General features: G+C 63.9%; 17 protein-coding genes. 9 read left to right on the plus strand and 8 right to left on the minus strand.

Annotated features, from left to right (window positions below; all coding sequences use genetic code 11):
* Positions 1 to 629: SDR family NAD(P)-dependent oxidoreductase (locus EOA22_RS03495; RefSeq protein WP_164755214.1), on the minus strand; the 629-nt coding region annotated here is incomplete at its 3' end.
* Between the two features lie 136 nt (positions 630 to 765).
* Positions 766 to 1575, minus strand: a complete 810-nt coding sequence (locus EOA22_RS03500; protein ID WP_013528139.1) for an IclR family transcriptional regulator — start codon at positions 1573 to 1575, stop codon at positions 766 to 768.
* A gap of 186 nt (positions 1576 to 1761) precedes the next feature.
* On the opposite strand from EOA22_RS03500, the gene EOA22_RS03505 reads away from it, so the two are divergent.
* The 5 genes from EOA22_RS03505 to EOA22_RS03525 are packed head-to-tail and all read left to right on the plus strand — an operon-like array spanning position 1762 to position 7032.
* Positions 1762 to 2775 carry an ABC transporter permease gene (locus EOA22_RS03505; RefSeq protein WP_063169870.1) on the plus strand — a complete coding sequence of 338 codons (1014 nt, stop codon included), beginning with the start codon at positions 1762 to 1764 and terminating at the stop codon, positions 2773 to 2775.
* Complete coding sequence (locus EOA22_RS03510; protein WP_024501859.1) at positions 2772 to 3617, plus strand: ABC transporter permease; 846 nt, start codon at positions 2772 to 2774, stop codon at positions 3615 to 3617. The genes EOA22_RS03505 and EOA22_RS03510 overlap by 4 nt, the downstream gene beginning before the upstream one ends.
* A gap of 3 nt (positions 3618 to 3620) precedes the next feature.
* Complete coding sequence (locus tag EOA22_RS03515; protein WP_082826631.1) at positions 3621 to 4697, plus strand: ABC transporter ATP-binding protein; 1077 nt, start codon at positions 3621 to 3623, stop codon at positions 4695 to 4697.
* The gene (locus EOA22_RS03520; RefSeq protein WP_013528135.1) at positions 4694 to 5725 is read left to right on the plus strand and encodes a dipeptide ABC transporter ATP-binding protein; all 1032 of its coding nucleotides are present in this window, start codon (positions 4694 to 4696) and stop codon (positions 5723 to 5725) included. Before EOA22_RS03515 ends, EOA22_RS03520 begins: the two co-directional genes overlap by 4 nt.
* 35 nt (positions 5726 to 5760) lie before the next feature.
* Complete coding sequence (locus tag EOA22_RS03525; RefSeq protein WP_063170445.1) at positions 5761 to 7032, plus strand: CaiB/BaiF CoA-transferase family protein; 1272 nt, start codon at positions 5761 to 5763, stop codon at positions 7030 to 7032.
* A 163-nt stretch (positions 7033 to 7195) separates the two neighbouring features.
* Here the strand turns inward: EOA22_RS03525 and EOA22_RS03530 are convergent, their stop codons facing one another.
* Both EOA22_RS03530 and otnK read right to left on the minus strand, forming a co-directional pair.
* Positions 7196 to 7861, minus strand: a complete 666-nt coding sequence (locus EOA22_RS03530) for a class II aldolase/adducin family protein (protein WP_245467560.1) — start codon at positions 7859 to 7861, stop codon at positions 7196 to 7198.
* The gene (gene otnK, locus EOA22_RS03535) at positions 7834 to 9186 is read right to left on the minus strand and encodes a 3-oxo-tetronate kinase (protein WP_063169871.1); all 1353 of its coding nucleotides are present in this window, start codon (positions 9184 to 9186) and stop codon (positions 7834 to 7836) included. The genes EOA22_RS03530 and otnK overlap by 28 nt, the downstream gene beginning before the upstream one ends.
* Positions 9187 to 9317: 131 nt before the next feature.
* On the opposite strand from otnK, the gene EOA22_RS03540 reads away from it, so the two are divergent.
* A complete protein-coding gene (locus EOA22_RS03540) occupies positions 9318 to 10055 on the plus strand; it encodes a GntR family transcriptional regulator (protein WP_013528131.1) in 738 nt (245 codons plus the stop codon).
* A gap of 33 nt (positions 10056 to 10088) precedes the next feature.
* Here the strand turns inward: EOA22_RS03540 and EOA22_RS03545 are convergent, their stop codons facing one another.
* The 4 genes from EOA22_RS03545 to EOA22_RS03560 form a co-directional block, all read right to left on the minus strand.
* Positions 10089 to 11318 carry an aminotransferase class III-fold pyridoxal phosphate-dependent enzyme gene (locus EOA22_RS03545; protein ID WP_082826632.1) on the minus strand — a complete coding sequence of 410 codons (1230 nt, stop codon included), beginning with the start codon at positions 11316 to 11318 and terminating at the stop codon, positions 10089 to 10091.
* A 119-nt stretch (positions 11319 to 11437) separates the two neighbouring features.
* The gene (locus tag EOA22_RS03550) at positions 11438 to 13000 is read right to left on the minus strand and encodes an ABC transporter substrate-binding protein (protein ID WP_164747171.1); all 1563 of its coding nucleotides are present in this window, start codon (positions 12998 to 13000) and stop codon (positions 11438 to 11440) included.
* An 88-nt stretch (positions 13001 to 13088) separates the two neighbouring features.
* Positions 13089 to 15263: an alpha-ketoacid dehydrogenase subunit alpha/beta gene (locus EOA22_RS03555; RefSeq protein ID WP_063169872.1), complete on the minus strand. Its 2175-nt coding sequence runs from the start codon at positions 15261 to 15263 to the stop codon at positions 13089 to 13091.
* A 287-nt stretch (positions 15264 to 15550) separates the two neighbouring features.
* A complete protein-coding gene (locus tag EOA22_RS03560) occupies positions 15551 to 16330 on the minus strand; it encodes a helix-turn-helix transcriptional regulator (protein ID WP_063169873.1) in 780 nt (259 codons plus the stop codon).
* Between the two features lie 112 nt (positions 16331 to 16442).
* Between EOA22_RS03560 and EOA22_RS03565 the strand changes: the two genes are divergently transcribed.
* Genes EOA22_RS03565 through EOA22_RS03575 form a run of 3 tightly spaced genes read left to right on the plus strand, consistent with a single transcriptional unit; the run spans position 16443 to position 21310 of the window.
* On the plus strand, positions 16443 to 18602 hold the full coding sequence (locus tag EOA22_RS03565) for a hydantoinase/oxoprolinase family protein (protein WP_082826633.1): 2160 nt from the start codon (positions 16443 to 16445) through the stop codon (positions 18600 to 18602).
* Between the two features lie 12 nt (positions 18603 to 18614).
* Complete coding sequence (locus EOA22_RS03570) at positions 18615 to 20819, plus strand: hydantoinase B/oxoprolinase family protein (protein ID WP_063169874.1); 2205 nt, start codon at positions 18615 to 18617, stop codon at positions 20817 to 20819.
* On the plus strand, positions 20816 to 21310 hold the full coding sequence (locus EOA22_RS03575) for an acetone carboxylase subunit gamma (RefSeq protein WP_063169875.1): 495 nt from the start codon (positions 20816 to 20818) through the stop codon (positions 21308 to 21310). The genes EOA22_RS03570 and EOA22_RS03575 overlap by 4 nt, the downstream gene beginning before the upstream one ends.
* Positions 21311 to 21328: the final 18 nt, after the last annotated feature.

Raw genomic sequence — 21328 nt, forward strand, 5'->3', positions numbered from 1 at the left:
ATCTTGGACAGCATGAAGTCGATGTGCTCCTGGCTCATCTGCTTGAAGATCGCGGTGCGCACGGCCGCCGGCGTGACGCAATTGACCGTCACCCCGGTCTTGGCCAGTTCCTTGCCGAGCGACTTGGTCAGGCCGATCACCGCGGCCTTGGACGTGCTGTAGGCGGAGGCGTTGGGATTGCCTTCCTTGCCGGCGATCGAGGCGATGTTGACGATGCGGCCATAGTTGCGCTCGAGCATGTGCGGCACGAGCGCCTTGTTGCAGTAGAAGACGCCGTTGATGTTGATGTCGATGACCTTCTGCCAATCTTCCGCCGAATAGTTCCAGGTCGTCATGTTCGGCCCGGTGATCGCCGCGCTGGTGACCAGGATATCGACACCGCCAAGCGCTTCGAGCGTTGACCGGGCAGCGCGCTCCACGCCTGCGGCATCGGCAACGTCGATAGCGATGCCGTGAAGACTGGGGATGACGGCCTTGGCCTGTTCGATCTGGGCGGGATCGCGATCCCAGACCGAAACCCGTCCGCCTTCTTCGACAATCCTCTGCGCCACCGCCAGACCAATGCCCGATGCGCCACCGGTGATGACCGCCACCCGGTCGCTGAACCGTCCTGCAAAATTCATCGGCATCCGATCTCCCCCCGTCACCCGAACCCGATGGACTGACAACGCGAGCGCCATGCCATCGGCGGCGACTGTGCTGCCCCCACCAGGCAAGTTCAAGCCGGCATGCAGCCCGATCGTCTGGGCCAATCCCGTGCCGGGATTACACGGGAATTCCCTCGAGTTGGTCGCCCAGTGCTTTCACCATCGCCACCAGCGCCGGTCCGATCTCGGCATGCGCGCGGTCCTCGGTGATGATCTCGCCGATGCCGCCGCAGGTGATGGCAACCAGCGGCGAGCCGTCACGCGGGCGGAACGGCACGCCGACTGCATGGATGTAGCTGTGCCAGGCGCCGAACGACGTCACATAGCCCTGGCGTGCATATTGGGCGATCGCATCGTCGATCGCCGCCGCGATCATCGCTGCCTTGTCCGGCTCCGCCTCCTGCAAAGCCCGTACAAGGCTGACGCGCTCCTCGGGTGAAAGGGCCGCCGCATAGGCCAGCCCCATCGATGTCTTCCAGATCGGCAGATAGGAGCCCGGGTTGAGCCGCAGCGTGACAAGGCTCTCCGACCGGCAATTGGCGAGATACACCATGTTGAGGCTGTCGCGCGTGCCGAGCGCCACCGCCGCCCCCGTCAAATCGGCCAGCGGCTGCATCAGCGGCCGGGCGACGTGCACGACGGCGCTTGAACTGAGCGCCGAATAGCCGAGCGCCACGGTAGCCGACCCCAGGCTGTAGCGGCCGAGATCCTTGTCGTACAGGAGGTAGCCGAGCGCGCTCAGCGTATAGGTGATGCGCGACACCGTGGCTTTGGGCAGGCCGGTGCGGGCAATGATGTCCTGGTTGCCGAGCGAGGCGTCGCCCGGCCGAAAGGCGCGCAGGATGCCGAGCCCGCGCACCAGCGACGACGAAAGCTGTGCGCCTTCGCCTTCAAGCTCCGTCTCGTCCCTGGTGGCTCGCTTGCGCACGCTGAGGTCTTTCTGGCGTCGTCGTCCGCCTGTCGGGCCGGTGACGTCGGCACTGTCGATCAAAAATGAAATTAAATTCCATTTATATTGACAGCGGCTTTCGCGGGCTGTCAATATGTTTCCGTCGATGGCATGTCCCAGCGCCTTGTGCCATCTTACAAAGCCCCTCCTTGTGAAGGTAGCCACGTGTCTCGCTATATTTTGCGCCGGCTTATCGCAATGCCGTTTCTGGTGCTCGGCATCGTCACCATCGCCTTCCTGATCACCACGGTGACCAAGGGGGATCCGCTGACCGCGATTGTCGCCGAACAGCAGATGAGCAACCCCGAAGTGGTGGCCGCCGCCAAGACGCGTTGGGGTCTCGATCGTCCTTTGCCGGAACGCTATATGATATATCTTGGTAATCTGCTGAGCGGCGATCTTGGCACCTCTTTCATCACCAAGCGCAATGTCGGCACCGACATTCTCTACCGCTTGCCGGCAACGCTCGAACTGGTTTTCGCCGCGATGATCTTCGGCACCACGCTCGGCATCGTGCTTGGTGTGCTGGCCGCCTATTTCCGCAACAGCCTGATCGACCATGGCGCGCGGCTGTTCGCCTTGTTCGGCTCTTCGCTGCCGGTGTTCTGGTCGGGGCTCGGCCTGTTGTTCATCTTCTCCGTCATGCTGAACTGGTTGCCGGGGCCGGGCAGGGTCGATGCCCGCTTGGCATTGCCGCCCGGCATCACCGGCTTCCTGACCATCGATTCGCTTCTGGCTGGCGACTGGACCGTCCTCAAGGACGCGCTCTGGCACCTGCTTCTGCCGGCCTTCGTCCTCGGCTGGACGGTTTCGGGCACCATATCGCGGCTGGTGCGCGCCAACATGCTTGATGTGATGAGCCGCGAGTTCGTGCTCACCGCGCGCGCCAAGGGGGCGAGCGAATTCCGCGTCGTCATCGTCCATGCGCTGCGCAACACCATGGTGCCGACCCTGACCGTCATCGGCTATTCCTTCGCCTATCTGATCACCGGCGCGGTGCTGACCGAAACCATCTTCTCCTGGCCGGGCATGGGATCCTATGCCGTGGAGGCAGCGCGTGCGCTCGACTTCCCGGCGATCATCGGCGTCACCATCGTCGGTGGTCTCGCCTTCCTGGTCACCAACCTTATCACCGACATACTCTATGTCGTGGCCAATCCGCGCGTGAGGTTGAGCTGATGGCAGTCGTCGTCACCAAGTCCCGCTCCTCGACGGTTCCCGAATGGCTGACCGCGCCATTGGTCATCGGCACGGTCGTCATCCTGTTCTGGCTGTTCATGACCGTATTCGCCAACCTGGTCGTGCAGTTCGATCCGCTCGAAATGGTCGCACGCCGGCTTCAGGCGCCAAGCTGGGCGCATTGGCTGGGTACCGACGCACTCGGCCGCGATGTGCTGGCCCGCACTCTGCACGGGGCCGCGCATTCGCTGCCGATCGCGGTTCTGGTCGTCGTCTCTGCAGTGATCATAGGCTCGCTGCTCGGCGCCATTTCCGGCTTCGTCGGCGGATTGACCGGCGCGGCGATCATGCGGCTTGTTGACGTCACTCTGTCCTTTCCGCCGATGCTGCTGGCCATGGCCGTCGCGGCGTCGCTCGGACCAGGCCTCGGCAATGCCGCCATAGCCATGGTGCTCGTCTGGTGGCCCGTCTACGCCCGGCTGATGCGGGCGCAGGTATTGGAGGTGAAGGAGCGCGAGCATGTCGAGGCGGCAATCGCCGCCGGCGCCAGGCCGCGGCGCGTGCTGTTCACGCACATATTGCCGCTTTGCTGGACCCCGGTGCTGATCAGCGCAACCATGGATCTCGGCCAGGTCGTGCTGCTTGCCGCGTCGCTCAGCTTCATCGGCCTCGGCGCCACGCCGCCGACACCCGAATGGGGCTCGATGATCTCCGATGGCGCCGTTCATTTCTATCAATGGTGGATCGCCTTCGGTCCCGGCGTCGCCATCCTCACCATCGTGCTCGGCTTTAACTTCATAGGCGACGGCTTGCGCGACATTCTCGATCCAAGGTCGGACTAGGCGATGAGCGCACAGATTTCCTCAGCGCCACCGGGCGCAGTCGACAAGGTGGGCGAGCGCGAGCCGCTGCTGTCCATACGCGGTCTGCGGGTCGGATTCCGCAAGGCCGGCAGTCAGTTCGAAGCGGTTCGCGGGATCGACCTCGACGTCGCCAAGGGCGAAGTGGTCGGCATTGTCGGTGAGTCCGGCTCGGGCAAGTCCGTCGGCATGCTCGCCGCGCTCGGCCTCACGTCAAAGAACGCGGTGGTCACCGGCTCGGTCCGCTTCAACGGCGACGAACTGGTCGGCAAACCGGCGCGCGAGATGCGCAAGATCAGGGGCGCGCGCATCGCCATGATTTTTCAGGACCCGCTGTCCTCGCTCAATCCGGTGATGACCGTCGGCGCCCAGATTGCCGAGGCGGTCAGGCTGCATCAGCGCGTGACACGCAAACAGGCGATGACGCGCGCGGTCGAATTGCTCCATCTGGTGGCGATCCCGCAGCCGGAGCGCCGGGTCAACCAGTATCCGCATGAATTCTCCGGCGGCATGCGCCAACGCGCGGTGATCGCCATGGCCGTCGCCAACGATCCTGACCTGTTGATTGCCGACGAACCGACCACGGCGCTCGATGTCACGGTGCAGGCACAGATCCTGGCCGTGCTGCGCTCGCTGCAGGAACGGCTCGGCCTCGGCCTGGTGCTGATCACCCATGATCTCGGCGTCGTCGCCGGCCATGCCGACCGCGTCGCGGTCGTCTATTCCGGCCGTGTCGTCGAACAGGCAGGCGTATCCGAGCTGTTCGCCGATCCGCGCCATCCTTACACGCGTGGCCTGATCGCCTCGATCCCCAACCTCGAGGAAAGCCGCGAGCGGCTGTTCTCGATCGACGGTTCGCCGCCCGCACTTGGGCGCTTGCCGGGCGGCTGCGCCTTCCATCCGCGCTGCATTTATGCCGCGGCACGCTGCCGGACCGAGGACCCGCCTTTGCACGATGTCGGCGGCCGGTTCTCGGCCTGTCATTTCGCGACGACCTTGCCGCCCTTCCACAGTGCTGTGCTGGCGGCGGCGAGCCTGGACAGTGGAGACGTGGCCTCATGAGCGCAGCGGAGCAACTCCAGGCGGAAACCAAACCGGCGGCTGCGCTTTCTGTTCGCCATCTCGTCAAGGACTTTCCGGTTCGCGGCGGCCTCGTCTTCGACCGTGCCGTTGCCCATGTCCGTGCGGTCGCCGATGTCTCGTTCGACGTAGCACCGGGCGAAACGCTGGGTCTGGTCGGTGAATCCGGTTGCGGCAAGTCGACCCTCGGGCGCTGCCTGATGCGGCTGATCGAGCCGACCAGCGGCGAAAGCTGGTTCCGTGGCCAGAACCTGCTCGCGCTCAATCACGAAGACATGCGCCTGATGCGGCGCTACATCCAGCTCGTCTTCCAGGATCCCTACGGGTCGCTGCATCCGCGCATGCGCATTGCCGACAACATCGCCGAGCCGCTGCGCATGAGCGACATGTCGGCGACCGACCGCCGCGCGCGCGTCGCCGAATTGCTCGAACTGGTGCGGCTCAATCCCGAGCATGGCAAGCGCTATCCGCACGAACTGTCCGGCGGCCAGCGCCAGCGCGTCGTCATTGCCCGCGCGCTGGCACTCAATCCGCAAGTGGTGATCCTCGACGAGCCGGTTTCGGCCCTCGACGTTTCGGTGCAGGCCGGCGTGCTCAATTTGCTCAAGGACATCCAGCAATCCTTCGGCACCTCCTATCTGTTCATCGCGCATGATCTGTCCGTCGTGCGCCACATCTCGCATCAGGTGGCGGTGATGTATCTCGGCAAGATCGTCGAGATCGCGCCGGCGGCCGAACTCTATTCGAGGGCGCTGCATCCCTACACCCAGGCGCTGCTGTCGGCGGTGCCGCTCGCCAATCCCGAGAAGGAGCGCAAGCGCGAGCGCATCGTGCTGAGCGGCGATGTGCCGAGCCCGCTCAACCCGCCATCCGGCTGCCGCTTCCGCACGCGCTGCTTCAAGGCGCAGGCGATCTGCGCTGCCGTCGAACCGCCGCTCGATCCGGCCGGTGGTTCGCATCGGGTCGCCTGCCATTTCCCGGAGCCGGTCAACACTTTCAGGGCTGTCTGAGTAGCCTGCCGAATTCACCCGAAGGAATTTTGATCGTGACTGAGGACCATTCCGCGAATGCCGGTACGGCAGAACCCGCGCGCTTGCCGCTCGAAGGCATCAAGGTTCTCGATCTCTCGCGTGTGCTGGCCGGGCCGTGGGCAACGATGAGCCTTGCCGATCTCGGCGCCGAGATCTGGAAGATCGAGAACATCGACGGCGGCGACGACACCAGGGCGTGGTCGGTGCCGAGCTACAAGGGTGTCTCGACCTACTATCTCTGCGCCAATCGCGGCAAGCAGAGCATCGCGCTCGACATGAAAAGCCCGCAGGGGTTGGCGATCGTGCGCGAGCTGGCGGCGAAGGCCGACATCGTCGTCGAGAATTTCCGCTCAGGTACCGCCGATAGGCTCGGCGTCGGTTTCAAGGAGCTCAGCGCGTCAAATCCGCGGCTGATCTACTGTTCGATCTCCGGCTACGGCCAGACCGGGCCCGATGCCGGACGGCCCGGCTATGATTTCGTCATGCAGGCCGAAAGCGGCCTCATGGCCATCACCGGCGAGAGCAATGGCGAACCGATGCGTGTCGGCGTCGCCATCACCGATATCGTCTGCGGCATGGTCGCCACGCAGTCGATCCTGGCGGCGCTTTACGAGCGCGCGACGACCGGCAAGGGCCAGTTCCTCGACCTGTCGCTGATCGACTGCGCGCTCAGCCTGCTGATCAATGTCGGCAGCGGTTACCTTAACACCGGCCAAGAGGTCGCCCGCTACGGCAATGCCCATCCGACGGTCGTTCCCTATCAGATATTCGAAGCCTCCGATGGCAGCTTTGCGCTGGCGGTCGGCAATGACCGCCAGTTCGCGGCGCTGTGCGAGAAGGTCGTTGATCTGCCACATCTGGCTGGGGATTCGCGCTTCATCAAAGCAGGGGCGCGCGCCACCAACCGTGAGGCGCTGATCCCGCAACTAGCCGCCGTCTTCAAGACCAAGCCACGTGACCACTGGATGGCCACCTGTGCCGCCGCCAGCGTGCCGGCCGGCACGGTAAAATCGATACCGGAAGTCTTCGACAGTCCCAATGTGCGCGAGCGTGGCCTCGTCCAGACCTTGCCGCATCCGCATCTCGGCTCCGTCGCCATGGTGCGCCCGGCGCAGGGACTTGCCGCGCAGCTGACCGCGGACTTCACCGCGCCGCCGATGCTGGGCCAGGACACAGCTGCCGTGCTGGCCGACGTGCTCGGCTATAGCGCCGAGATCATCGACCAGCTGATCGGCACCGGCGCCATCGGCGTCTATACGCCGGCCGCCGAACCGATCCCCGCCTGATCTTCATGGAGCTTGACGGGCCTTCGTCTCGCATTTGCAGGTCGACTGAATGGTTCTTCAACAGGGCGAAGAGCCGTTCCTTGTTTTGGGGCAATCCCCTGGGGAAAGCGCTATGCGCTTTTCCCGGGAAACCGCTTCACCTTTTCTGGAATTGCTCGGCCGGCTACTTCTGCTGGCCGTAATTCTTGTAGCGCCCGCGAATGGCGGGGATCTCGCTGCCCTCGATGAGCACCGGCGTGCCGGCGCTGCGCGCCAAAAGGTACTGCCGCGCCAGGGTTTCCAGCTTGATGGTGCGGATGAGCGCCGTGTCGAGATCGCCGCCGAAGGCGATCATGCCATGATTGGCGAGCAGGCAAGCCGTGCGGTCCTTGAGCGCGACGACGGCAACCTTGGCCAGTTCGCTTGACGCGAAAAGCGCATAGTCCGAGCAGCGCACATCATCGCCGCCGAAGCCCGCCACCATGTAGTGGAACAGTGGCAGCGGTTCACGCAGGCACGACAGCGCCACGCAATGGTCGGGATGGGCATGCACGACGGCGCCGGCCTCGGGAAACGCCTTGTAGATTTCGGCGTGCATCTCCCATTCGCTCGACGGCCGGAACGCAGCGTCCCAGGATCCATCGAGCTGCATCGCCACCATTTGCTCCGGCCGCAAGGCGCTTGTGGCTATTCCCGTCGGCGTGATCAGCATGCCGCCTGTCGTGCGCACGCTGATGTTTCCGGTGGTGCCGACATTCATCCCGCTGGCGTCCAGCGTCTGCGTCGTGGTGATCAGGCTCGTGCGTTCGATTTCGAGTTCCATCACGATGCTCTCCTTGCCGGTGGCCATGTGTCGATCGCCGGCGCAATAGTGCTCGGCCGTGTCATGTCTTGCAGAACGTCGGTGAAGATATCGGGGCCGCCGAGCTTTCCCGATTTCAGCATCAGCGCCAGCGGATCGGAGGGCCGGCCGGGGAGGTGAGCGATGGCGCGCGACAGTCCGGGGCCCTCATAGGCGCCCATGGCGATCCGGTCGATGCCGAGCGCCTTCACCACCGAACCGGCGGTCTCGCCGCCGGCGACGACGAGCCGGCGGACGCCGAGTTCGCGCACCAGAATCTGGGCAATCCCGGCCAGGATCTCTTCCGCCCTTGCCGCCACCATATCGCGGCCATGCGCCTGCTGCAGCGCTTCGACGGTCGCTTGCGGCGCTGTCGTAGCAATGGCGATCATCGCGCCGGGCAAATGCCGTTGGGCGAAGGTACGCGCTTCGGCCATGACATCGGCGCCGGCAAAGGCGCTGGCAAGGTCAATCGTCAGCAGTGGATTGTTTTGCGCAAAACGCTCGAGCTGTTCGATGGTGCGGTCGGCGACGCTGCCGGCCAGCACCGCTGCCGGCCCTTCGACGGCCGGCAGGCTGGCGGCAACGAGATCGCCTGAATCCAGCAGCCCATGCGTGAGCCAGGCCGGTGGCAGATGCGCGGCGACTGAGGAATTGCCGGTCATCAGCGGCAGGTCGAAGGTGGCTTCCGCGATCGCCGCCAGATCGCGCTCGCGGATGGTGTCGGTGACCAGCAGCGTCTCGCCGCGCCTGCTTTGCTCTCCTATAGCGCTCCGGATGGCTCCAGCGCCGGCGTCGACGACGAGATAGGGCACCAGCCCGACCTTGCCCCTGCTCTGCGCCTGCAGCACGCGAACCAGATTGGAATCGGTCATCGGCGTCAGCGGATCGAAGCGCTTGGGCGACTCAGCAAGCAGCTGGGGACCGCCGAACATATGCCCCTGATAGACGGTGCGCCCAGTCTCACACAGCGCGGGGGCGAACAGTGTGACGCCGCCGCCAAGGCGCTCGAGCAGCGCTTCGGCGCAAGGACCGATATTGCCCGCGGGCGTCGAATCGAAGGTGGCGCAATATTTGAAGAAGATCTGCCGCGCGCCAGCTTCGACCAGCCGGTCCGCGGCCTCCAGCACCTGGCGCACCGCATCGCTGGCTGCGATGACGCGGGTCTTCAGCAGGATCACATGGGCAAGATTGCCTGATGGGATCGGCGCGTCCAGCCCGACCGTGCATCCCGTCGGAATGCCGCGCGCGACCAGCATCGACGCCAGCTCGGTGCCGCCGGTCAGATCGTCGGCAATGGCGCCGAACAGCAAGGAAGGCATCGACGCGGTCATGCGGCCCGTCTCATGTCTGCCGGTTTCGGGGCGGCTTGTCTCATGTCGGTGGTCAGGCCATTCGTGGTATCATATACACAAGCCACGCGACGCAGGCGACGCCTGCGCTGTTGCAAGAACGGAGAGCGGATGTGACTGCTTCTATCGCGCCGATCGCGCGCGACAATCTGACGACGCGTGTCTATGAGGAGCTTCGCCGTGCCATGATGGAAGGCCGTTTCTGGCCGGGCCATCGCTTCAAGATCCGCGACCTTGCCGCCAGCCTTCAGGTGTCTGAGACGCCGGTGCGCGAGGCGCTGATGCAGTTGGTGCGCGAAAAAGGCCTGGAGATGGAGGCCGGCCGTTCGATCACCGTCGCCCAGCTGTCGCTGGCTCAGTATCTGGAACTGCGCAGCATCAGGCTGCATCTCGAAGGCATGGCGGGTGCCGCGGCAACGACGCGCATCGAGCCGCGCGAGATCGACCGTCTGGCGGCGGTGCATGAGAAACTCATTGCGAACGAGGACAATGGCCGCTGGTTCGAAGCCGTCCGCGACAATTGGGAATTCCATCACTCCATCTACCAGGCGGCGCAAATGCCGGAGCTGCTGGCCATCATTGAGGGAATCTGGCTGCGCAACGGACCGCTGGTGAACTACCAGTACCCTCACGCCCGGCCGACCTATGACGGCCGCCACCGGCATCTCGACATTCTTGAAGCGCTGCGGGCGCGCGACGAGAACGGTGTGCGCAAGGGCATTCAGCAGGACATGATCGAAGGCGGCCGCCTGCTGGTCAAGGTTCTCGAACGGCTGAACGACGGCGCGGTCACGCCGGAGGAACTGCGCCGCGCTGCGCAGAACGGCCGACTGGTGTCGGCCACCGGCTGAACAGTTTGTTCCTTTCCACCGCATTGGCGCCGGTCACGCCACCTGCGCCGCGGCGGCCATGCCCGCATCGGCAGCCTGCAGGGCGAGATCTATATCTTTTGCGGTGTGCGCAGCACTCAGGAACATGTTGTGCCGGGGATGGAAATAAGCGCCTTCGCGCAAGGCGGCCGAGCAGAATGCGTTGGCTAGCTTGAATTCGGCATCGCCGTCGAACAGCACCATCGGCATCGACACCGGACCTGTCTGTCGCAGCGAAAGACCATGCTTCTTCGCTGCAGCATCGAGGCCTGAGCGCAGCCTGTCGCCGGCCTGTGTCATGTGGGTGACGGCGTCGGTATCGCGCAGCGTGCTGATGGTAGCGATCGCCGCGGCCATTGCGACGGCGCCGTACCAGAAAGAACCCGTCACATAGACCTTGGTCGCGGCTTCGCGAAACCGGTCGGTGCCTGCGATGGCGGCCAGCGGATAGCCATTGGCGATCGCCTTCGAGAAGGCGGACAGGTCCGGCCGTACGCCGAGCGGCTCCCAGCTGCCGGCGAGGTCGATGCGGAAGCCGGCGCGCACATCGTCGACGATCAATGCCGCATCGGCAGCGGTGGTGAGTTCGCGCGCCCGTTTGGCGAAGGCGGCGGTCGGCAGTTCCTGGTCGCGGGCGATGTCGTGCCGGAAGGCAGTGACGACGACAGCAGCGAGATCGTTGCCGGCCTGCTCGACGGCCACTTCGAGGCTGGCGACGTCATTGTAGTCGAAATGGATCAGATGGGCGCGGTCCTCGGCGGTGACGCCGGCCAGCGATGGCGTGCACCACGGCACGGCACCGTGGTAGGAGCCGCGCGCGACCAGCACCTTGCGTCGGCCGGTGCCGGCGCGCGCGATCGTCACGCAGGCCGTGGTGGCGTCGGTGCCGTTCTTCTGCAGCATTGCCCAGTCGGCATGCGCGACCGTCTTGACCAGCAGCTCCGCCAGTTCGACCAATACCTCGCCGGGGCCGTTCATCGCATCGCCGAGGCGACGCTGCCGGGCGGCAGCCTCTTCGACTGCTTGATGATGGTGGCCGAGAATGTTGGGCCCCCAACTGCACATCAGGTCGATGTATTCGTGCCCGTCGACGTCCCAGACCCGGCAGCCGTCGGCGCGTTCGAAGAATTGTGGATAGGCGGAGCCGAGATAGCGCGTCGCCATGTGTCCCCACATGCCGCCCGGAATGACCGAGGCCGCACGCTCGCGCAGCAACTGGTCCTTGGAGTTGATCAGGGAAGGCATGACGAGGTCTCCGCTCATTGATATATCATATATTGAATTTGATGTTGGAAGAACAGGATTTGCTGGCCTTCCGGGATGGAGAACAGGGAGGCGACTGTCGCCTCCCCGTATTGTTTTGCTCAGTGGCTGAGTTCTGCCAGCGGCAGGTTGCAGCAGGCGCTGTAGCGCACGCCCTTGACGTCCGACTTGTAGGCCAGGATCAGGTTCGGGCTGATCAGCGGCAGGATGATCCTGTCCTTGATCATCTCCTCGCCGGCCTGGTGCCACAGCTTGGCGGCCTCGTCGCCGCTTGCCGCAAGGGCTGCCTTGTAGATATCCGCTTCCTTCGGGTTGAGCACCGACGGGTCGCGCTCCGCGCCGGCACGGCGCGACCAAGGGCTGCCCTTCGTCATTGCGAAATAGTCGATGTATTGCGAGGTGCCGTAATAGTCCGGCGCGTAGAACACCGCCGTCATCGGGATGCCGTCGCCATTGACGCGCTCGCGCCAATTGGCGAAGGGGATCGGCTGCAGGTCGAGCTTGATGTTGATCTTGGCCAGATCCTGCTGGACCTTCTGCATCAAGAGCGAGAGATCGACGCCGTAGACGTTCATGCCGGGGAACGCTGCCTCCATCTCGAAGCCGTCGGCGTGTCCGGCCTTGGCCAGAAGTTCCTTTGCCTTGGCAACGTCATAGGGCTGCGCCTCGAAGCCCGAACCGCCGGGGAAGCCGAGCGGGATCGGCGCGCTGATCAGCTGACCCTCGGAGCCGATGGTGAAGTCGAGGATAGCAGGACGGTCGAGACCGAGCGAAATGGCCTCGCGCACTTCGGGCGTCAGCGGCACCTTGTTGGCCTTGGCGCCGGGCGACAGCGCCACATAGATGAAGTTGTAGGACGGCACGGTCTCGATCTTGACGTCGCTGCCGGTCATCGTCTTGGCCGTGTCCGGGTCGATCTGCATGGCGATATCGGCGGTGCCGCTCTGCAGCATCTGCGCCTGCGCCACCGCATCCTTGGTCTGGCGTATGACGACTTCGCTCAGCGCCGGCGCCGTGCGCCAGTACTTGTCGTTGCGCGCCAGCCGCAGTTCCGAATTGGGCTCATAGGATTTCAGCACGAACGGCGCGCTGCCGGCCGAATGGGCCAGGAACCAGGCCTCGGCATTGTCTGTCGTCGAGGCGTCCGCATCGGCCTTGGCGCCGGCTTCGGAAGCAACCTTGCTGTTGACGACCGCTGCGTAGGGCGCCGCCGCGATGTTGAGGAATTCGGAGCTCGGCGCGACCATCTTGACGACGACCGTATGCGCGTCCGGAGTCTCGATCGAGGCGACATTGTCCATCAGGAACGAGGCGCTGCCCTTGAGGTTCTTCAGCCGCTCCCAGGACCATTTGACGTCCTTGGCTTCGACAGGCGAACCGTCCGAGAATTTGGCGGCCGGGTCGAGCGTGAAGGTGAAGCTGCTCTGGTCGGCATTGCCTTCCCACTTCGAGGCGAGCAGCGGGATCAGCTTGTTGTCCTTGTCCAGCGTCAGCAGCGATTCGTAGACGCTGGAATTGTAGATCTGGCAGGTGTCGCAGAAGGCGCGGTGCGGATCGAGCGAATTGAGGTCGATGTTACGCGCAATGACCAGCGGCTTGCTGTCCTGCGCGAAGGTGGCAGGCGCCCAGAAGGCGCTGGTGGCCAGCAGCACGGCCGCCAGCATCGTCGCCCTGGTCTTGGCTCTTGGTAGGATCGTCATGTCCATTTCATTCTCCCATTTTCTTGTCAGATCTTTGTGGCAATGCGTTGCTCTATCCACCCACGGCAATGAGGGATTGAAGCGCGGCCTTGAGCTTATCAGCGCCGCCCAGTGCGGCGCGGTTGAGCGGGGCCGATACGACGGGAGCCGAGAGGCTTCCCGTCACATGCAGGATCTCGTGATCGAGATAGTCGAACACGCGATCCTGAATCTCTTGTGTCAGCCGTCCGCCAAGCGACAGTCCACGCTGCACCTGCTCGACGACGGCCACCCGGTTGGTCTTGCGGATCGAGGCCTCCACCAGCGGCCAGTCGAGCCCGGTCGGGTCGAGGCTGCGCAGATCGATGATCTCGGCATCGACGCCGGTCTCCTCGACCACCTGCTTGGCGACGGCGACCATGCTGGCACTGGTGAGCAAGGTGCAGGCACTGCCCGGCCTGACGGTTTTCGCCTTGCCGAGTCGCACGCAATAATCGCGGTCATCCGCAGGCACAGGCCCTTCGCTCGGGAACAGTTCGACATGCTCGATGACGACGACCGGATCGTCGCATTTCAGCGCCGAATTCATCAGGCCGATATAGTCGAAGGGCGTCGTCGGGGCGACGATGCGCCAGCCGGGAAACAGCGCGAACAGGCCAGACGGATCGCCCGAATGCTGCGAGCCGTAGCCGGTGTGCGGCGAGACGCGCACCCGGATCACGATCGGCACCGGGAAGCCGCCGCCGAACATGTGGCGCACCTTGCTGACCGCATTGAACAGCTGGTCGGCGGCAACCAGGCAGAAATCGCCGAACATGATCTCGACGATAGGCCGCAGCCCGCAAAGCGCTGCACCCAGCGCCACGCCGACAAAACCGTTCTCGGCGATGGGCATTGCCAGTACACGCTCCGGCCAGCGTTCCAGCGCACCCTTTGTGGCGCCCGAAACGCCGCCGCGCAGCCGGTGCACATCCTCGCCCATGATAATGATGCGCGAATCCTTTTCCATGGCGCGCGCAATCACCTCGGACGCGGCAACCATGAACTTGACCGGCCTGGTGTCGGCTGGCGGCATATCCTCGATCTCGAGGAAACGCTCGCCCTTCAGTTCGGAAAGATCACCGCGTATCTGGTTGTCGACGCCGCCTGGGTCTGGCCACAGATGGTCGGGAATGCCCAGCGCGTTGCCACTCATTTCGGTGAGCGAATCGGCAGCGGTGTTGACCACCTCCATGACGCGCTGGTCGAGTGTGCCGAGGTCGGAAGCGTTCAAAATGCCCATCGTCTTCAGGCGAGCCGCCATCGTGACCAGCGGATCGCGCGCTTTCCAGGCGTCTTCCTCGGCCCGCGTGCGGTAGCCGAATTCGCTACCCGGGCGCGCGCCGCTCTGATGCAGGAAGCGGTAGCAAAGCGCCTCGACCAGCACCGGGCCACCGTCTTCCTCGATCGCCCGGCGCGCCTCGCGCATGGCATGGTGGACCGCCACCACATCCATGCCGTCGCATTCGATGCCGCGAAAGCCGAGCATAGGTCCGCGCGAGGCCAGCCGCGTCTCGCGCGTCTGCTCGTTGATGTGCGTCGAGACGGCATAGAGATTGTTTTCGGCGAAAAAGATCACCGGCAGCCGGTAGAGCGCGGCGATGTTCATCGCCTCATAGGCCGGCCCCGCCATCATCGTGCCGTCGCCGAAAAAGGCGACCGAGATGTTGCCGGTACCGAGCAGCTTGTCGGCCAGCGCATAGCCGGCCGCATGCGGCAGGTTGCCGCCAATGATCGCGCTGGTGCCAGGGATGCCGGAGGCATCGTCGCGCATATGCATCGAGCCGCCACGGCCGCCGCAATAGCCTGACTTGAGGCCCATGATCTCGGCCATCAAGCCGCGCACCGAGCCCTGCATGTCCGGGTTGAAAGCGTCATGCAACGGGTCGAATCCGCCGGGCGTCTGCGCGTTGACAAGCTTGGCCAAGACCTGGTGATGGGCGCGGTGGGTGCCGTTGATGCGGTCGCCCGTACCGAGCACGGACATGGCGCCGACCGCCGTCGCCTCTTGTCCGATGCTGGCATGCGCCGGACCATGCACCAGCCCGGCATTGGCGAGATCGAGCACTTTTTCCTCGAAACGGCGGATGAGCAGCATCTGCTGATACCAGCGCACCAGGCTCGAAACCTCGGCGTCGTTCCAGTCCGAATCGTCGACGTCGAGCCGCAACCAGGGCGCCGATGGCTGGATCGATGTCTGCTGGACCATGTCAGCTATTTCCGTTCTGGTAGATGATATATCAAATATTTTCTCAGTCGATTGCGTCCGGGCACTTTTCCTGGGCACTGCACTGGCTTGCGGGCACCGCACAAATGGAATTAAATTTCATTTTCTGTGCGAAGCCGAGACTAAGCCGGGACGGCGGCGTTCCGCAAGAGGAATTTTGAAGCCAGTTTTCGAGCCATTCCGGCGACAAGCCCCCTGCACCAATTCACGGAGGGAGCGGCTCTGCAAATCAGGCATTCGGCTGGCGGATCGGCTGGGTAAGCGAGCGGCTAGCGATCGGCCTGATGCTGGAAGAACTGCAAAAACAATTCCCGCTCGGTGGTGATGTCGAGCTTCTCGTAGATGCGCCGGCGATGGTTCTTGACCGTGCCGACGGTGATGCCGAGGCGCTCGGCGATGTTGGCCGTCGGGTGGCCGGCGAGGATCAACTGAACCAATTCCCGCTCGCGCAGCGACAGCTCCGGCCACAGACTGGCCGGGATCGTCGGCTCCTGCCGGGGCGAGGCGCCGGGGCCTGTCGGCGCCGACGTGCGGGAGAATTTGGTTCCGCGCGCCTTGATGTCGAGCGCATGCAGCGCCTCGAATACAGGCAACCGCTCGTCCAGCAAAGCGATCTCGCTCTCCTTGAACGACGTGGTCGAGCGGTCGAGGAAGATGCCGAGGCACCAGTCGCCGCCATCGGCAAGCATGATGCCGACCTCGTCGCAGATCTCCGACTGCGCCAGGAAGCCGGCAATGTACTGGCCGCGCTTGGCCTCGTCGTCGGCGAGCCGTTTCAGCGGCATGATGCCCAACCTGCGCTCGCGCCGCCACGAGGCATAGAACGGGTCGAACACGTAGTAATTGTGGAGATAGCGCCGGACCATCTCATCCGAGAAGCGCCGGTGCTTGATGAATTCGGGTGTCTGCGTCGCCGAATAGCGCGTCACCGTGACGAGGTCGTGGTCGATGTCGGCGCCGATCAGGTCGATCAGGCAGTCGACATGCCTGTCCGTGCCGATGGCGGCGATCGCTTTGGCGAGCGGCGCCCAGATATTGCCCATGCCCATGCCCTTTTCTCGGCGATGTCAGCCCAACCGTCATTGTGTCTTTAGGCATATGGCGCGAGGCCATCCAATGAATCTAGCCTGGCGTCAACCTAGACCAGATCCCGAGGCGACCGTGACCCAACCCAATCTCACCGCCCCCATTGTCGGCAACCCAATCGTCATCGGCATCGACGCCGGCGGCACCATGACCGACACGATCCTTGTCGATCAGGACGGCCACTTCAAGATCGGCAAGTCGGCGACCACGCCGAAGAACGAAGCCGAGGGTTTTCTGGCCTCGGCCGAGGACGCGGCGGATGCCTGGGGCATCTCGCTGGAATCATTGTTTTCAGGCGTCAACGTCGTGCTCTATTCCGGCACCGGCATGCTGAACACGCTGTTGTCGCGCACCGGCCGCCGGCTCGGCCTGATCACCACCAAGGGCCTCGAGGACATGATCCTGATGGGCCGCGGGCTGCAGGCCTGGGCCGATTATTCCTACGCCGACCGGCTGCATGCGGTCACCCACCATCATCCCGATCCGCTGGTGCCGCGCCGCCGCACCCATGGCGTCACCGAGCGGATCGACCAGTTCGGCGACGTCGTGCTGCCGCTCTATGAGCACGAGGTTTCTGCAGCCGCAAAAAAACTGATCGCCGACGAGGTCGAAGCGATCTGCATCATGACCATCTTCTCGCACGTCAATCCGGTGCACGAGAAGCGCATCGCGGAAATCTGCCGCGAAGAGGTCGACAAGGCCGGCGCCGACATCATCGTCTACACCAGCCACGAGGTCCGCCCGGTCATCCGCGAGCAGTCGCGGCTGAACTCGGTCCTGATCGAGGCCTACGCCACCTCGCGCGGCCGCAAGCAGCTTAGGGGTATCGAGGACGTCTCGAAGAAATACGGCTTCAAATATGGCGTGCAGACGCTGCTCTCCTTCGGCGGCCTGACCTCGATCAACCATCCGCGCCTGCATGAAACCATGATCTCCGGCCCGATCGGCGGCATCCTCGGTGCTGCCTATGTCGGCAAGCTGATCGGCAATGATTCGCTGATCTGCTCGGACATGGGCGGCACCTCCTTCGACATGGGCGTTATCACACGTGGTCAGACGCGGATCGAGAACGAGCCGCTGATGGACCGTTTCAAGCTCAACGTGCCGACGCTGCACCTCGATACGATCGGTGCCGGCGCCGGCATGATCCTCAAGGTCGATCCGCTGACCAAGAAAGTCTCGCTTGGACCGGAAAGCGCCGGCTCCGATCCAGGTCCGATTTGCTTCGCCAGGGGCGGCACCGAACCGACCATTGCCGATTGCGATGCGATTCTCGGCCGGCTCAACCCGCACTATTTCCTCGGCGGCAAGGTCGTGCTGCAGGTCGAAAAGGCCCGCCGCGCCTTCCAGGAGAAATGCTCCGACATCCTGGGCGTCGGGCTGGAGGAAGCCGCCGAAGGCATGATCGACATGCTGGAGGCCGACGCCAACAACGCGCTGCGCCGCGTCATTTCGGGCCAGGGCATCCATCCCTCCGAGTTCACGCTGCTGTCCTATGGCGGCTCTGGCCCGCTGCACCTGGCCGGCTGTTCCAGGGGCATCGGCTTCAAGGACATCATCACCTTCCAGTTTGCGGCCGCCTTCTCCGCCTTCGGCTGCACCACGGCTGATTTCATGCGCCGGCATTCGGTGTCGACGCAGCACGACATCCCGTCACGCGCCGATGAGGCGACGCTGGCCGCCTTCGGCGTCAAGGTCACCACGGTCTGGAACGACCTGACCAAGGCCGCGGTCGACGAGATGATCGCCGACGGCCATGCGCGTGAGAAGATCAGGACCGTGCCGTTCCTGATGATGCGCTACACCGGCCAGCTCGAGGATGTCGAAGTGATGGCGCCGCTGGCTGAGGTCAACTCGGCCGACGACATGCGCAGGGTTATCGACGAGTTCGAGGCGGTCTACGCCAAGGTCAATCATCGCGTGTCGCGCTATGGCGAGGCCGGCTTCACCATCACCGAACTCGGGCTGATCGCCACCGCCGACAAGGTCAAACCGGTGCTGCTCAAGCGTCCGCTCGGCAAGTCGGATCCGGCTTCCGCGCACAAGGGCGTGCGCGAGGCCTATATCGGCGGACGCTGGCACAAGGCCAATCTCTACGAGATGGACCTGCTGCAGCCCGGTCACGAAGTCATCGGTCCGGCCATCATCGAACACCCCGCCACCACGCTCGTCGTTCATCCGCAGGACCGCGTCCATGTCGATGAATGGACGCTGCTGCACTACACCCACGCTTGAGAGGGCACCGCCATGTTGGACAAACCTGCTTCGGCCCTGCGCCTTCGCGAAAGACTGCTCGATTCCGAGCGGCTGATGGAAGAGACCGGCTGCTATGACGGCATCACGGAACTCACGCTGCGCAACCAGGATCCGCTGAAGTTCGAGACGCTGCACACCAAGCTGCGCGCCTATTGCGTCTCGGCTCGCGAAATGGCCCGCCGCATCTCGGCCTCGCCCGGCGTGCGCGAAGTCGGCGAGATGGTGGTCGCCATCTATACGCCCGAAGGCGACGCCATCGCGCTCTCCAACGGCATCATGGTGCATGTCCATACGATGAGCCGCTTCATCAAATGGATGATCAAGAACAATTACGAGGAAAACCCGAAAATCCGTGAAGGCGATATCTTCGCCAACAACGACGCCTTCATCGGCACCGTGCAGGTGCCTGATGTCATGGATGTGGTGCCGATCTTCCATGAAGACACGCTGGTCGGCTGGGCCGGTGCCGTCTGCCACGAACTGGAAGCCGGCGGCATCACGCCGGGCGGCGATGTCTGCCTGGCGCAGGAGCGCTTCACCGAAGGCCTGTTCGTCTGCGCCGAGAAGATCGGCGAGAATGACGAGATCCGGCGCGACTACGTCATCCGCTGCGAGCGCAATCTGCGCATGCCGATCTACTGGGTGCTCGACGAGAAGGCCAAGGTCGCCTCCTGCATCGACATGCGCGAAAGCGTCAAGCAGCTGATCTCCGAGATCGGCCTCGACTACTGGATGAAGGTGTCGAAGGAGTTCATCGAGGAAGGTCGCCGCGCCCAGCTCGCCCGCACCCGCCAGCTCACCGTGCCCGGCATCTACCGCGGCCACACGTTCTACGGCCATGTCACGGCGGGAAAGCCCGGCTTCCAGCTGCTCGGCGATCCCGACTGGCTCTACAACATCCCGATCGAGATGGAGATCACGTCAGACGGCAAGATCACCATGGACTTCGAGGGCACGCAGCCCTGGGGCTACCATTCGATGAACTGCACGCCGGCCGGCATGGATGGCGGCATGTTCGTGACGCTGACCCAGCACATGAATTTCGAAGGCCTGGTCAATGACGGTGCCTGGATGGCGACCGAACTGAAACTGCCGCACGGCACCTGGACCAACCCCGACAACGAGATGGTGGCCACCGCCACCTCATGGGCGCTGCTGCTGCCGGCCTACGGTGTTTTCCAACGGCTTTTGTCGCGCAGTTTTGTCGCGCGCGGCTTCGTCGAGGAGGCCTTTGTCGGCCAGGTCAACAGCCCGATGATCGAGATGGGCGGCGAAAGCCAATACGGCACGCCGTTCGGCATGGCGCATTTCGAGTGCGCTGCCGCCGGGTCCGGGGCGCTCGCCATCAAGGACGGTCTCGACACCGCCTATGTCGGCTGGAACCCGGAATCCGACATGGGCAACATCGAGGTCTGGGAACAGTCGATGCCGATGGTCTATATCGGCCGTTCGATCGTGCCGAATTCCGGCGGCGCCGGTAAATATCGCGGTGGCTGTTCCTTCGTCTCGACCTGGCTGATCAACAAGACCTCACATCTGCGGCTCCACACCTCCGAGCACTCCTCGCGCGTGTTCGACAATGGCGGCATGTGCGGTGGTTATCCGGCGCCGACCTGCCAGAAGCATCGCGCGGTGCGCAACTCAGACATTCACGAACTGGCGGCAAAAGGCGAACCGCTGGCGCATTCGCCCGGCATCGACCCTGACGTCTCCGACTACGAGAAGAACATCGGCGGCGACCATGTCGTGGTCGAAGGCCCCTACATCACCTCGCCGCACAAATCCGGCGACATCTTCAGCCATTCCTACAATGGCGGCGGTGGCTATGGCGACGTGCTGGAGCGCGATCCGATCAAGACGGCATGGGATGTCGAGAACGGCTTTCTCACCCGTGAAGCGGCGGACCAGGTTTTCGGCATTGTGCTGAAGGACGATGAAGACGGTTATCCCGTCGCCGATATCGACGCCACGGTCGAACGCCGCGCCGCCATGCGCAAAGAGCGCCTGGCTAAGGCGATTCCGGTGGCGGATTGGATCGCCAAGGAGCGTGGCCGCGTCGGAAAGGCCGACTTCGCGCCCGAAGTGAAGAAAATGTACGCCAGCGCGATCAAGCTGTCGTCGCGCTTCACCAAGGAATTCAGCGATTTCTGGAACGTCGACGCCAAATCGATCTTCACGCCGGGAGCCAAGCCATGACCTCATACAGCAAGGAAGTTCTGGGCGATCTGGCCGCCGGCAAGCTGCCCTGGCCGCAGACAAGGCGCATCATGAGTGCCTACAAGGATGACGACCGTTTCTTCAAGATGGTTGCCGTCTATCAGGATCGTGTCGCCTGGAAGGACCCGATCCTGCTGCCGGTCTCGGACCATCTGTTCATCTGCCAGAGTGGCGATGAGCGCATTACCCGCTGCGAATGCGGCCACTCCTTCGGCGACTATCGGAAGAACTGGAAGCTCAACGCCGTGATTAACGTGCGCAACACCGAGGAGGCTTTGCGCGAGATCTATCCCAACAGCGATCTCCCTGATCCCGAATGGATGGAAATCCGGGAGTTCATCTGCCCGGAGTGCGGGACGCTGCATGAGGTCGAGGCGGCGGCACCCGGTTATCCCATCGTGTATGATTTCGAACCCGACCTCGAAGGCTTTTATCGCGAATGGCTGGGCAGACCGCTTCAGGGGTCCTGAACGCTCGTCGATGGAGGC

Source organism: Mesorhizobium sp. M7A.F.Ca.US.014.04.1.1, from assembly GCF_003998745.1.
Taxonomy (GTDB): Bacteria; Pseudomonadota; Alphaproteobacteria; order Rhizobiales; family Rhizobiaceae; genus Mesorhizobium; species Mesorhizobium ciceri.

What these genes read in the sequence shown, in the direction of transcription:
- EOA22_RS03515 (WP_082826631.1), top strand. Translation starts at nt 3,621, where the DNA reads ATGAGCGCACAGATTTCCTCAGCGCCACCGGGCGCAGTCGACAAGGTG.
- EOA22_RS03520 (WP_013528135.1), top strand. Translation starts at nt 4,694, where the DNA reads ATGAGCGCAGCGGAGCAACTCCAGGCGGAAACCAAACCGGCGGCTGCG.
- EOA22_RS03530 (WP_245467560.1), bottom strand. Translation starts at nt 7,861, where the DNA reads ATGGCCACCGGCAAGGAGAGCATCGTGATGGAACTCGAAATCGAACGC.
- otnK (WP_063169871.1), bottom strand. Translation starts at nt 9,186, where the DNA reads ATGACCGCGTCGATGCCTTCCTTGCTGTTCGGCGCCATTGCCGACGAT.
- EOA22_RS03545 (WP_082826632.1), bottom strand. Translation starts at nt 11,318, where the DNA reads ATGCCTTCCCTGATCAACTCCAAGGACCAGTTGCTGCGCGAGCGTGCG.
- EOA22_RS03550 (WP_164747171.1), bottom strand. Translation starts at nt 13,000, where the DNA reads ATGCTGGCGGCCGTGCTGCTGGCCACCAGCGCCTTCTGGGCGCCTGCC.
- EOA22_RS03555 (WP_063169872.1), bottom strand. Translation starts at nt 15,263, where the DNA reads ATGGTCCAGCAGACATCGATCCAGCCATCGGCGCCCTGGTTGCGGCTC.
- EOA22_RS03560 (WP_063169873.1), bottom strand. Translation starts at nt 16,330, where the DNA reads ATGGGCATGGGCAATATCTGGGCGCCGCTCGCCAAAGCGATCGCCGCC.
- EOA22_RS03570 (WP_063169874.1), top strand. Translation starts at nt 18,615, where the DNA reads ATGTTGGACAAACCTGCTTCGGCCCTGCGCCTTCGCGAAAGACTGCTC.
- EOA22_RS03575 (WP_063169875.1), top strand. Translation starts at nt 20,816, where the DNA reads ATGACCTCATACAGCAAGGAAGTTCTGGGCGATCTGGCCGCCGGCAAG.